At 56.2% G+C, this 13,367-nt stretch carries 11 protein-coding genes; 4 read left to right on the forward strand and 7 right to left on the reverse strand.

What is annotated here, in order from left to right; genetic code table 11:
* Nucleotides 1-86: 86 nt before the first annotated feature.
* The gene (locus PW844_RS02090) at nt 87-1,751 is read left to right on the forward strand and encodes a methyl-accepting chemotaxis protein (RefSeq protein WP_299446486.1); all 1,665 of its coding nucleotides are present in this window, start codon (nt 87-89) and stop codon (nt 1,749-1,751) included.
* Nucleotides 1,752-1,854: 103 nt separating this feature from the next.
* On the opposite strand, the gene gsiD is transcribed toward PW844_RS02090, so the two are convergent.
* The 5 genes from gsiD to PW844_RS02115 all read right to left on the reverse strand — a co-directional run bounded on the left by gsiD (nt 1,855) and on the right by PW844_RS02115 (nt 8,175).
* Nucleotides 1,855-2,760 (reverse strand): glutathione ABC transporter permease GsiD, encoded by a 906-nt coding sequence (gene gsiD, locus PW844_RS02095; protein WP_299446489.1) that lies wholly within the window; start codon nt 2,758-2,760, stop codon nt 1,855-1,857.
* 9 nt (nt 2,761-2,769) lie between these two features.
* A complete protein-coding gene (gene gsiC / locus PW844_RS02100; protein ID WP_299446491.1) occupies nt 2,770-3,690 on the reverse strand; it encodes a glutathione ABC transporter permease GsiC in 921 nt (306 codons plus the stop codon).
* Nucleotides 3,691-3,738: 48 nt separating this feature from the next.
* Nucleotides 3,739-5,274, reverse strand: coding sequence for a glutathione ABC transporter substrate-binding protein GsiB (gene gsiB / locus PW844_RS02105; RefSeq protein ID WP_299446494.1), 1,536 nt, complete (start codon nt 5,272-5,274; stop codon nt 3,739-3,741).
* Nucleotides 5,275-5,343: 69 nt separating this feature from the next.
* On the reverse strand, nt 5,344-7,200 hold the full coding sequence (gene gsiA / locus PW844_RS02110; protein ID WP_299446497.1) for a glutathione ABC transporter ATP-binding protein GsiA: 1,857 nt from the start codon (nt 7,198-7,200) through the stop codon (nt 5,344-5,346).
* A gap of 9 nt (nt 7,201-7,209) precedes the next feature.
* A complete protein-coding gene (locus PW844_RS02115) occupies nt 7,210-8,175 on the reverse strand; it encodes an isoaspartyl peptidase/L-asparaginase (RefSeq protein ID WP_299446500.1) in 966 nt (321 codons plus the stop codon).
* Nucleotides 8,176-8,413: 238 nt separating this feature from the next.
* On the opposite strand from PW844_RS02115, the gene PW844_RS02120 reads away from it, so the two are divergent.
* The 3 genes from PW844_RS02120 to moeB all read left to right on the forward strand — a co-directional run bounded on the left by PW844_RS02120 (nt 8,414) and on the right by moeB (nt 10,909).
* A complete protein-coding gene (locus PW844_RS02120) occupies nt 8,414-8,839 on the forward strand; it encodes a universal stress protein (protein ID WP_299446503.1) in 426 nt (141 codons plus the stop codon).
* 78 nt (nt 8,840-8,917) lie between these two features.
* A complete protein-coding gene (gene moeA / locus PW844_RS02125; protein WP_276329374.1) occupies nt 8,918-10,153 on the forward strand; it encodes a molybdopterin molybdotransferase MoeA in 1,236 nt (411 codons plus the stop codon).
* Entirely contained in the window at nt 10,154-10,909 is a 756-nt protein-coding gene (gene moeB / locus PW844_RS02130) for a molybdopterin-synthase adenylyltransferase MoeB (protein WP_299446506.1), read from the forward strand. It begins immediately after the preceding gene.
* Nucleotides 10,910-11,019: 110 nt separating this feature from the next.
* Here moeB and PW844_RS02135 read toward each other — a convergent pair whose 3' ends face one another.
* Together PW844_RS02135 and PW844_RS02140 are read right to left on the reverse strand one after the other, a co-directional pair.
* On the reverse strand, nt 11,020-12,612 hold the full coding sequence (locus tag PW844_RS02135) for an ABC-F family ATPase (RefSeq protein WP_084873645.1): 1,593 nt from the start codon (nt 12,610-12,612) through the stop codon (nt 11,020-11,022).
* Between the two features lie 186 nt (nt 12,613-12,798).
* Nucleotides 12,799-13,200: an H-NS family nucleoid-associated regulatory protein gene (locus tag PW844_RS02140; protein WP_299446511.1), complete on the reverse strand. Its 402-nt coding sequence runs from the start codon at nt 13,198-13,200 to the stop codon at nt 12,799-12,801.
* Between the last annotated feature and the right edge of the window lie 167 nt (nt 13,201-13,367).

Raw genomic sequence — 13,367 nt, forward strand, 5'->3', positions numbered from 1 at the left:
CGAAATTATTTTCTGCCGACAGTAAAGCGCCTTTCTTTTACACCGATAACCTCTGTACACGCCCCTTTTTGCGCAGAGATACCAGGATGCTTAAAAGAATGAAAGTCGTGACCGCCATCATCATGATTCTGGTGGTGTTCACAGCCATGCAGGCCGTTTCCGGCTCCCTGTTTTTAACCTCATTAATTTCAGGACAGCGAAACTTCACCACCAGCGATCAACTCTCTCACCAGCAACGCGAACTGGCCGACGGCTGGCAAACGCTGGTCAAAACCCGTGTCACCATTAACCGCGTCGCCATTCGTATTCTGAAGAAGCAAACCGATGCCGCCTCACTGGCTGCCATCGACAAGTTGTTAACCGCCGCCGGGGCGTCACTGGATGAAGCGCAGCAGCACTTCACCCAATACAAGAATCTGCCACGCATCGCCGGGCAAAGTGATGCCGCAGCGACGCTGGTGGACGCGAAGTTCACCGCAATGGCCAATCTGTTGCAGCAGTCCGCGGTATTCCTGAAAGCTAACGATTATCCTTCCTATGGCAATCTGGATGCCCAGCAGGCGCAGGACGATCTCGAAGACGCCTACAAACAGTGGCGGGCGCAGAATGTCGAGCTGCTGGCGCAAGGCAATGCCCAGAATGAAAGCACTTATCACCGTATGATGACCATGGTTGGCGTGATGACACTGGTGGTGCTGCTGATGCTGGTGGCCGTATGGGTGCTGGTGCGCCGCATCCTGCTGACACCGATGAAGTTGCTGCAACAGCAGATGGAACGCTTCGCTGAAGGCGATCTTTCCGGCTCCTTGCAGGTGGAGGGACGCAGCGAAATGGCCGCGCTCGCCACCAGCCTGAACCATATGCAGCAGGCGTTGCTGAGTACCGTCAGCAACGTGCGTGACAGCGCCGACGCGATTTTCAGCAGTGTGACCGAAATCGCCACCGGTAATAACGATCTCTCGGCGCGTACCGAGCAGCAGGCCGCTTCACTGGAAGAAACCGCCGCCAGTATGGAGCAGCTCACTGCCACGGTGAAACAGAACGCCGATAATGCCCGTCAGGCTTCACAGCTGGCGAAAACCGCCTCCGACACCGCTGATAAAGGCGGTAACGTGGTCGAGGGTGTGGTGAAGACCATGCGTGATATCGCGGATAGCTCGAAAAAGATCGCCGATATCACCAGCGTGATCGATGGCATTGCTTTCCAGACCAATATTCTGGCGCTGAACGCGGCGGTTGAAGCAGCGCGTGCCGGAGAGCAGGGACGCGGTTTTGCTGTGGTCGCCGGTGAAGTGCGCAACCTTGCCCAGCGCAGTGCGCAGGCGGCGAAGGAGATCAAGCTGTTGATTGAGAACTCCGTGCAGCGCGTCGATCTCGGTTCGCAGCAGGTCAGCAGCGCCGGTGACACCATGCAGGAAATTGTCAGCGCGGTTACCCGCGTCACCGACATCATGGGCGAGATCGCCTCCGCCTCGGATGAGCAGAGCCGTGGTATTGATCAGATCGGTCAGGCGGTGAATGAGATGGATCGCGTGACGCAGCAGAATGCCACGCTGGTACAGGAATCGGCCAATGCGTCGGCGTCGCTGGAGCAGCAGGCCAGCCGTCTGTCAGCCGCCGTGGCACGCTTCAATACCGGCGCTCGCCAGGTGGCTGCTGCGGTGCTGGTACGTCCGACAGCGCCTGTTATTGCCCCACGTGCTGCGTTGAAAGCACCCACCACCAGCAACGATAACTGGGAAACCTTCTAAGCTGAAAAACGCGCGATAAATCGCGCCGCTACAAACCGCATCCGACCGTAGCGGCGCGATTTATCGCGCTGTTGTGATGCGGTGCGCATTTATACGCACCGGCTTACATTTTCAGTTTCGGATCCAGCGCGTCGCGCAGTCCGTCACCCAGCAGATTAAACGCCAGCACGGTGAGGAAAATCGCCAGGCTGGGGAAAATCGCCACATGCGGGGCAATCACCATATCGGCACGGGCTTCGTTTAACATCGCGCCCCATTCCGGCGTCGGCGGTTGTGCCCCCAGACCGAGAAAGGACAGGCTGGCGGCGGTGATAATTGACGTACCAATACGCATGGTGAAATAGACCACAATCGAGGAAACCGTACCCGGCAGGATATGGCGCAGGATGATGGTCCCGTCCGATGCGCCGATGCTGCGCGCCGATTCGATATAAGTCTGATGCTTCAGGACCAGGGTGTTGCCACGCACCAGCCGCGCAAACGCCGGAATACTGAAAATGGCTACCGCGACAATCACGTTACTCATGCCGCTACCCATAATCGCCACCACGGCAATCGCCAGCAGTATGCCCGGAAAGGCAAACAACACATCACATACGCGCATGGTGATACGATCCCACCAGCCTTCGTAGTAACCCGCCAGCAGGCCCAGCACGGTACCGATCACCGTGCCGATCGCCACCGAGAAGAAACCGGCAATCAGCGAAATACGCGTCCCGACCAGCACCCGGCTAAAAATGTCGCGCCCGAGCGAATCCACGCCAAACCAGTGCACCAGCGACGGGCCTTCATTCAGCCGGTCGTAATCAAAATAGTTTTCCGCATCGAACGGAGCAATCCACGGGGCGATAAACGCCACCACGATCAGCAGCAGCACAAACAATCCGGCTAGCATCGCCACGTGCTGACGACGAAAACGCCGCCAGAATTCGCGCCACGGCGTGCGTACCCGATTCTCCGTCATCGTCGGCATGATTTTCAATGCCGCTTCGCGTCGCCAGTTTTTCATTGCGACTCCTTACCTGTAGCGAATAGCCGGGTTGATCGCCGCGTACAGCATATCGACAATCAGGTTAATCAGAATGAACTCCAGCGAAAACAGCAATACCTCGGCCTGAATCACCGGATAATCACGCATCTCCACCGAATCCACCAGCAGACGGCCCAGACCGGGCCAGTTGAACACCACTTCCACCACAATTGAGCCGCCGAGCAAAAAGCCAAATTGCAGGCCCATCATGGTCACCACCGGGATCATGGCATTGCGCAGCCCATGTTTGACCACCACCAGCGATTCGCGCACTCCTTTGGCACGCGCGGTGCGCATATAATCTTCCTGCATCACCTCGACGAAAGAGGCGCGGGTAAAGCGAGCCATCACTGCCGCCACCGCCGCGCCGAGGGTGATGGAAGGCAAAATATAATGCTGCCAGCTGTCGGCACCGACCGTGGGCAACCAACCGAGATCGACGGAAAAGATTTGCATCAGCAGCATGCCGAGGGCAAACGCCGGAAAGGAGATGCCAGATACCGCCAGCGTCATACCCAGACGGTCCGGCCAGCGATTACGCCAGACGGCCGAGACGATGCCAATCGCCATACCAAACACCACCGCCCATACCATGCTGCTCAGCGTCAGCCACAGCGTGGGGAGAAAACGCGTGGCGATCTCCTCGGAAACCGGGCGTTTCGACACCATCGACTGACCAAAATCCCCCTGCAACGCATTCCAGATAAAATGCCAGAATTGCTGGATCAGCGGTTGATCCAGCCCCAGTTCCTGGCGCACCAGCGCCACCACCGAGGCATCTGCTTCCGGTCCGGCAATCAGCCGTGCCGGATCACCCGGCAGCAGATGGACAAACAGGAACACCAGCACCGCCACAATCAGCAGCGTGGGAATCAGTCCCAGTAATCGTTTGAGAAAATAATTCAGCATGCGAAATCCTGCACGGTATGGCCAGCCGTTACAGGCTGGCCATAAGGGTTACTTCAGGTCGGCCTCATCAAAATTAAATGAGGTATCAGGCATGACGTAAAAACCGCTCAGGTTTTTGTTATTGGCAGAAAGCAGCTGTTCCACCACCAGCGGGATCCACGGATGATCGTTCCAGATGCGGTCCTGGGCATCTTTATACAGTTTGGCTTTCTGGGAGCGATCGGTGGTTTTCAGCGCATCGGCCAGGTCTTTATCCACCTGCGGATTACTGTAAAACGCAGTGTTGAAGATTGCTGGCGGCCATGAGCTGGTAGCAAACAGCGGCGTCAGCGCCCAATCTGCTTCACCGGTAGAGGCTGACCAGCCGGTGTAGAACATGCGTACCCCACTCTCTTTCTGGCCTTTGCTTTCCACTTCCGCCGCACGCTGACCGGCATCCATCGCCAGCAGTTTCACCTTCACACCCACCTGTGCCAGCTGCTGCTGCGTGAACTGCAACACTTTCTGCGCGGTACTGTGGTTGTGTGAAGACCACAGCGTGGTCTCGAAACCGTTGGGATAGCCCGCCTCTTTCAGCAATTCACGCGCTTTGGCCGGATTGTAGGCGATCGCGGGATAGGTCTGCGCGAAGTCGATAGCCGGGGGCACAATGCCGGTCGCCGGGGTGGCATAACCGGCAAATGCCACTTTCGCCAGTGCCTGACGGTTGATGGCGTATTCCAGCGCCTCACGCACCTTCGGGTTGTCGAACGGTTTTTGTGTCACGTTCAGGCTGATATAACGCTGCATAATCGAAGGCGTGGTGACCACATCGAGTTTGCTGTTTTTCTCCAGCAGTTTGGCCTGCTCAAACGGCACCGGGAACGCAAAGGTGGCTTCGCCGGTCTGCAGCATCGCCGCGCGGGTGTTGTTATCCACCACCGGACGCCAGGTGATGCTGTCGAGCTTCGGATAACCTTTTTTCCAGTAGCCATCCCACTTCTTCACTTTCACGAAGTCGGTCTGATTCCAGGTGACAAATTCAAACGGACCGGTGCCCACCGGATGGAAACCGATGTCCTTGCCATATTTCTGCAACGCAGCAGGAGAAATCATCACCGCCGCCGGATGGGCAAGGTTGTTGATAAAGGCGGAGAACGGTTGCTTCAGCGTGATTTTTACCGTCAGCGGGTCGACCACTTCGGTTGAAGCCACGTATTTAAACAGGTTGTAGCGCTTGAGGTGATTATCCGGGTTGCTGGCGCGATCGAGGTTGACCTTCACCGCTGCGGCATTGAAATCGGTGCCGTCCTGGAACTTCACGTTGGGACGCAGTTTGATGGTGTACGTCAGGCCATCACTGCTGGTTTGATAACTTTCAGCCAGTACATTGGTCAGCTTCATATCTTTATCGAAGCCGAACAATCCCTGATAGAAGGATTTCGCTACCGCCTGCGACAAGGTATCGTTGGCATCGTAGGGGTCGAGGGTGGTGAAGGTGGAGGCCACGGCAATCACTGCATCTTTAGCCGCCCAGGCCGGTAACGCCAGCGCCGAACTTAACAACCCGGCAGTGATAACCCCTTTACGCATAATATTGTGCATCGTTATCGTTCTCCTGTAGTCCCTGTCTTAACGCGACACCGCCCGGTGACGCGGATGAGTTGCTGCTGTTCAGGTGCCGCTGATGGCGTGCCGGGCAACAAAATGTCCCGGAGCCACTTCCTGTAAGGGTGCCACTTCCGGCTCTGCACCGAGCGGGCGAATCGGGCTGGGGATCTCATCCACCATTAACGCCCGCTCACGGCGACGGTGTGCCGGATCGGCAACCGGCACCGCGGCCATCAGTTTTTTGGTGTACGGATGACGTGGCTGCTCAAACACTGCCTGACGCGGCCCCATTTCCACGATCTGTCCCAGATACATCACTGCCACGCGATGGCTGATGCGTTCCACCACCGCCATATCGTGCGAAATAAACAGAAACGCGATGCCAAACTCGCGTTGTAAATCGAGCATCAGGTTGATGATCTGGGCCTGAATCGACACATCCAGCGCTGAGACCGACTCATCAGCAATCACCACTTTGGGGTTGAGCGCCAGCGCACGCGCAATACAAATGCGCTGACGCTGGCCGCCGGAAAATTCGTGCGGATAACGCTGCGCATGTTCCGGCAGCAAGCCGACGCGCTCCAGCAACCAGGCAACGCGCTGCTCTGCCTGGCGTCGGCTCATCGTCTGATGCACCAGCAGCGGTTCTATGATGGAAAAACCCACCGTCAGACGGGGATCGAGCGACGCATACGGATCCTGAAAAATGAATTGAATATCGCGACGCAACGCAGCCAGCGCCCGCCCTTCGAGGGCATCAATGCGCTGACCATCAAAGGTGATGGTGCCGCCCTGGCTGGCAACCAGCCGCAGCAGGGAACGGCCCGTGGTCGATTTACCACAGCCGGACTCACCCACCAGCGCCAGGGTTTCTCCGGCATACAGATCGAAGCTCACCTTCTCCACCGCATGCACGCGTCGTTTCACCCGGTTCAGCAAGCCGCCGCGAATATCGAAACGTGTCACCAGGTCGCGCACCTGCAAAATCGGTGGCACATCCAGCCGTACCGTGTCCTGCGGCGTTTCCACTTCGGCACGACCATCACGGTGAATTAACGGAAATTTGGCAGGCAGCGGCTGACCGTGCATCGCCCCCAGTTTGGGTACAGCGGAGAGCAACGCGCGGGTATAGGGTTGTTGGGGATGGTCGAATAACTGTTGTACCGGTGCACGCTCCACCACATCACCGCGATACATCACCTGCACCCGGTCCGCCATTTCCGCCACCACCCCCATATCGTGGGTGATAAAAATCACCCCCATCTGCATCTCTTTTTGCAGCACACGGATCAATTGCAGGATCTGCGCCTGGATGGTGACGTCCAGCGCCGTGGTCGGTTCATCGGCAATCAACAGCGCCGGTTTGCAGGACAACGCCATCGCAATCATCACACGCTGACGCATCCCGCCGGAAAGCTGATGGGGATAGCGTCCCAGCACGTTTTGCGCTTCCGGTATGCGCACCAGATCCAGCATGTGCCGCGCTTCAGCCAGCGCCTGCTGATGGCTTTTTCCCTGATGCAGACGGATCGATTCGGCGATTTGCTCCCCCACCGTGAACACCGGGTTGAGCGAAGTCATCGGTTCCTGGAAGATCATCGCCATATCGGCACCGCGTACCCGCCGCATCTGACTGGCGGAGGCGCGCATCACGTCCAGTAATTCGCCGTTACGCCGCCGCAGGGTGATCTCACCACTCACGTCTCCCCCCGCCTGCTGAATCAACCGCATCAGCGCCAGCGAGGTGACCGATTTCCCCGAACCGGATTCCCCGACCAGCGCCAGGGTTTCACCGCGATGCAGATCCAGCGACAACTGACGCACCGCTTCGGTGATGCGTCCTTCATGCTGAAAACTCACGTTCAGGTCACGTACCGCCAGAACCTGCTCTGGCGTTAACTGCAGCTGCCGATCCGTCATGCCTGCTCCTTAGCTGTCGCGGTAAATGGCTACCTCAACTTCACCACCAACGTAAGCGAATCCCCGGTACATCCCTTCGCTGTTAAATGGCAGGGCCACGTTGCCGTCACAATCCACCGCAATCAGCCCGCCACTACCATCCAGCTCCTGCACTTTATCGTGTATCACGTTGGCGCTGGCCTGTTGTAACGTACGTCCGGCGTAACGCATCTGCGCTGCCACGTCATAGGCCGCCAGCGTGCGAATAAACACTTCGCCGGTGCCGGTACAGGAAACGGCTACGCTGTCGTTGCTGGCGTAGCAGCCCGCTCCCACCAGCGGTGAGTCACCCACACGTCCGGCCTGTTTGTTGGTCATGCCGCCAGTGGAGGTGGCCGCCGCCAGGTTGCCGTGAAGATCGAGGGCTACAGCGCCCACCGTGCCGAATTTACGATCGGGGTCGAGCGGATCGTCGCTGTGACTCTGCGCCGCACCGTCATGATCCAGCACCGCCTGCTGGCTACTCAGCGCACGCTGTAACTGTTCCCAGCGTTCTGGCGTCGAGAAAAAGTCGGCTGCCACCATTTCCAGCCCCTGCTGCGTCGCAAACGCCTCAGCACCCGCGCCGATAAACAACACATGCGGGCTGACTTCCAGCACCGCGCGCGCCGCAAGGATCGGATTGCGGATATGGTTAACACCGGCCACCGCCCCCACTTCCAGCGTTTTGCCGTCCATAATGCTGGCGTCCAGTTCGTGCGTACCCTGGTGGGTAAACACTGCCCCTTTACCGGCATTAAACAACGGACACTCCTCCAGCAGACGGACCGCTTCGGTAACCGCATCCATCGCGCTGCCGCCGTCGGCGAGAATTTGCTGACCGGCTGCGACAATCGCCGTCAGCTGCTGACGATAATATTGCTCTTTTTCGGCGCTCATCGCCGCGCGGGTGATCGCGCCCGCTCCGCCGTGAATGGCGATAACTGCTTTAGTCATACCCGTTACCCTGTCAAGGAATCAGAACCAAAAACACTGATTTAGAATGGTTTTCATTATTTTTTGGCAACTTTCGACTATAGAAAGGCCGTCCAGCCTTGTAAAGCAGAAACTGTGCTGCCGGGTCATAACCTTTTATTGTGGTTTATGCCTTTAAGTTTGACAAAAGCGTGAGCCGCGCCCGGTAAACCGATGGTGGAACACTATACTCACAGCAACGAGGCTACGGGAATCAAGCATGAACACCTATACCCACGCCCTGGTGCTGGTTCAGGGTCACGAAGATGGCTCCCTGCTGCTCCACCAGGCGGTGGTACTGGCGGAGGCGCTGGCGATGAAAATCACGCTGGCGCACATTAGCGACGACTTCAGGGAGATGAACTACGTTTCTGACAGCCTGATGAATGATGTGGTATCCGAAGATATTATCCGGGTGAAATCGCTGATGAGTAAGCTGTCAGCCAGCGTTACTCTGCCTATCAAATGCCATCAGCTGGTCACCGTGCGTCGCTTCGAAGATGTTGAAAAATGTATCGCTGAACAGCACATCGATTTACTGATTGCCGGACATCGCAACCGCTTTATGGGCGTGCTCACCTCCAGTTCGCTGGAGTACATCAATCGCTTAAACATTGATGTACTGATCAAACATTTGCCACAATAATCTGACCAGCCGCATGTGACTCGACAGCTATTTGCCACCATAATAGGCAGCATCTGACACAACCAGGCTGATATGGACATGGAACCCTTTACCGCAGGCTTAATCTCCCTCGAAGACGCACAGCAAAAAATGCTGGCACAACTCTCCCCGATTACCGACTCCTTGCAGGTATCCTTATTTGAAGCTGCTGGACGCATCACCGCCGCGCCGGTGTTATCCCCGCTGGATGTGCCGCCGTTCGATAACGCCGCGATGGACGGTTACGCGGTTCGGCTGGCGGATCTCGCCTCAGATCGCGTGTTGCCGGTGGCGGGTAAAGCCTTTGCAGGTGTGCCTTTCAACGGTGAATGGCCCGCAGGCAGCGTGATCCGCATTATGACCGGCGCGCCGGTTCCCGCTGGCTGCGACGCGGTGGTGATGCAGGAAGAGACCGAACAACGTGATGGTGGCATTGTGATTACCGCGCCGGTGAAGGACGGACAACATATCCGTCGCAGCGGTGAAGATATCCAGACCGGCAAACAGGTACTGGATGTCGGCGTACGCCTCGGGGCGGCCGAGCTGCCGTTACTGGCCTCACTCGGTATCGCCGAGGTCAGCGTGCTGCGCAAACTGCGGGTAGCGATCTTCTCCACCGGCGACGAGTTACAGGCCGTGGGCACGCCGCTGGCGGCAGGACAGATTTACGATACCAACCGCTTCACCGTTTCCCTGATGCTGAAACGCCTCGGCTGTGAAGTCATCGATCTCGGCGTGATTGCGGATGACCCGGAGCAGTTACGCCAGGCATTTAGCGAAGCGGATCGCCAGGCCGATGTGGTGATCAGCACCGGTGGCGTCTCAGTGGGTGAGGCTGATTTCACCAAAGCGATGCTGGAAGAATTGGGTGCCATCACCTTCTGGAAGCTGGCCATCAAACCGGGCAAACCTTTTGCCTTTGGCCGCCTGGCAAACAGCTGGTTCTGTGGCCTGCCGGGTAACCCGGTCTCTGCGGCGGTGACCTTCTATCAACTGGTACAGCCGCTGCTGGCGACCCTCACCGGGCAGAAAACGGCGGTGATGCCACCGCGCCTGCGCGCCAGAGCCGCACAGCGCCTGAAAAAATCACCGGGCCGCCTCGATTTTCAGCGTGGCGTGTTCAGCCGTGGCGCAGACGGTACGCTGGAAGTGCACAGTACCGGACCGCAGGGCTCACATGTCTTCAGTTCATTCGCGCTGGCGAACTGCTTTATCGTGCTGGAACGCGAACGCGGTAATGTTGAAGCGGGTGAATGGGTGGATGTTGAACCCTTTAACAGCCTGCTGGAGGGATAAATGCACGCTGAGCTGAGCGATGAGGAGATGCTGCGTTACAACCGGCAGATCGTGCTGCGTGGCTTCGATTTTGACGGCCAGGAAAAGCTGAAAGCCGCGCGCGTGCTGGTCATCGGTCTGGGTGGTCTGGGTTGTGCCGCCGCCCCTTATCTGGCCGCGTCAGGTGTGGGACATCTCACCCTGCTCGACTTCGATACCGTGGCGCTCAGTAATCTGCAACGTCAGATTCTGCATCGCGACAGCACCATCGGCATGGCAAAAGTGGATTCCGCCGCGCTTCAGTTGGCAGCCATCAACCCGCATTGTTTGCTGGAACCCCTCAATGAGCAGCTCGATGACGATGCGTTGTCAGCGCTGATTGCGCGCCATGATGCAGTGCTGGATTGCAGCGATAATGTCGGCACACGGGAACAGGTCAATCGCTTGTGCTGGCAGCACCAGGTGCCGCTGATTTCCGCTGCCGCCATTCGCATGGAAGGCCAGCTCAGCGTCTTTACCTGGCAGCCCGGTACGCCCTGCTATCGCTGTATCAGCCGTTTGTTTGGCGAGCAGGCGCTCAGCTGCGTCGAAGCCGGAGTGATGTCACCGCTGGTTGGGGTGATGGGTGCCATGCAGGCAATGGAAACGCTGAAAGTATTGACGGCTTTTGGTACACCGGCCAGCTCACGGTTGCTGATGTACGATGCGTTAAGCGCTGAGTTTCGCAGTATGAAAGTGGCGCAGGACGCGCATTGTGAGGTGTGCGGTAAGGGATAATGGGCACATCAACGTCGCGGCGCGATTTATCCTTTGCTGCGGGTAAAAAAACAGCGCGATAAATCGCGCCGCTACACTCAAGGCCAGGTGCGCAAAATGCGCACCTGGTTTTATACAATACCCTGACTACGCAGATAATCTTCGTAGTTGCCGGTGAAGTCCACCACGCGGTCGCCTTTAAATTCCAGCACGCGGGTCGCCAGCGAGCTAACAAACTCACGGTCATGCGACACAAAAATCAGTGTGCCTTCATACATTTCCAGCGCCATATTGAGCGATTCGATCGATTCCATATCGAGGTGGTTGGTCGGTTCGTCCATGATCAGGATGTTCGGCTTCTGCATCATCAGCTTACCAAACAGCATGCGCCCCTTCTCACCACCGGAAAGAACTTTGGCTGGCTTTTTGATATCGTCCTGGCTAAACAGCAGACGGCCCAGAATGCTACGCACCGCCTGCTCATCGTCGCTTTCCTGCTTCCACTGGCTCATCCAGTCAAACACCGTCAGGTCATCGGCAAAATCGGCAGCGTGATCCTGCGCGTAATAACCAATGCGCGCATTTTCTGACCACTTCACCGTACCGCTTTCCGGCGTCAGTTCACCCACCAGCGTTTTCAGCAAGGTGGTTTTACCAATACCGTTGGCACCCAGCACCGCCATTTTCTCTCCCACTTCTAACAGCAGGTTGAGATTTTTAAATAACGGACCGTTATCAAAACCTTTGGTGATGGCTTCCACTTCCAGCGCATTACGGAACAGTTTCTTATCCTGGTCAAAACGGATATAGGGGTTCTGACGGCTGGAGGCTTTCACTTCATCCAGTTTGATTTTATCAATCTGTTTCGCGCGTGAAGTTGCCTGACGTGATTTTGAGGCGTTAGCGCTAAAACGACTGACAAAAGATTGCAGCTCGGCAATTTGCGCTTTCTTTTTCGCGTTATCCGATAATAAACGATCACGCACCTGGGTCGCTGCGGTCATATATTCGTCGTAATTACCCGGATAAACCCGTAGCTCACCGTAATCCAGATCTGCCATATGGGTGCAAACCATATTCAGAAAATGACGGTCATGCGAAATGATGATCATGGTACTGTTGCGTTCGTTCAGTACCTGCTCCAGCCAGCGAATCGTATCAATATCCAGGTTGTTGGTCGGTTCATCGAGCAACAGAATATCCGGATTAGCAAACAGCGCCTGCGCCAGCAGCACACGTAATTTCCAGCCGGGAGCAATTTCACTCATCGGTCCGTAATGCTGCTCCACCGGAATACCCACACCCAGTAATAATTCCCCTGCGCGGGATTCGGCACTGTAACCATCCATTTCACCGTATAGCACTTCGAGGTCGGCCACTTTATAGCCCTCCTCTTCGCTCATTTCCGGCAGAGCATATATCCGATCACGCTCCTGTTTGACGGTCCATAATTCCTGGTGACCCATAATCACGGTATCGAGCACGCTATATTGCTCAAACGCAAACTGGTCCTGACGCAGCTTACCGATACGTTCGTTAGGATCGAGGGAAACATTTCCCGCCGATGGCACCAGGTCGCCGCCCAGTATTTTCATGAAGGTCGATTTACCGCTGCCGTTTGCACCGATTAAACCGTAACGATTACCACCGCCAAACTTAACGGAGATATTCTCAAACAGCGGCTTACTGCCGAACTGCATGGTGATATTGCTGGAAACTAACACGGCATTGACCTTTGTTACGCAGTGGAGGAAAAAACAGCGGGCATTATGCCAGAAGCAGGCCCCAGGACGCCACCACTGAGCCTGTCAGCTTGTGCGGTTGGCCGGTAGCGTATTGTTGCTACGACAGAAATAAAAAAGCCGAAGGTGCATGCCACCTTCGGCTCCCATCGACAAGGATTGTGCAGATTATTTGATCAGGAAGCTGTCGAGGCTTTTGCCAGCATCCAGCGCCTTTTTAATCGCTGCCGGAGTACGACCCTGACCTGTCCAGGATTTCTCTTCACCGTTCTCATCAGTGTAAGAATATTTTGCCGGACGCGGTGCGCGCTTAGCGCGTTTTTTACCGGTATCCAGCGCACCCAGTAATTCGTTCGGATCGATACCATCAGCCAGCAGCATTTCGCGGTATTTAGACAGTTTCTCTTCTTTTTCGCGATTCTGTGCTTCTTCCGCTTCAACTTCGTCACGACGCTCAGTCACTACCACGGTTAATTTTTCCAGAATCTCTTCCAGATCGGTCAGCGGCAGTTCACGAGCCTGCGCACGTAATGTACGAATGTTGTTCAGAACTTTAAATGCGTCACTCATCACAATGTCCTTGCTTAAGGGGTTTAAATAAACTGTAGCGGCAAGACTACCCAATTCAAATAAAAAAACAAATTAATTTTACATCGCGGATAATTCTTAAGTGATGACAATATTGATCACGCGGTTGATTAAATCTGTGAAGCCGCTTTTATTAAACCTGAATTAAC

This window comes from Pantoea sp. (genome assembly GCF_028283705.1).
GTDB lineage: Bacteria > Pseudomonadota > Gammaproteobacteria > Enterobacterales > Enterobacteriaceae > Pantoea.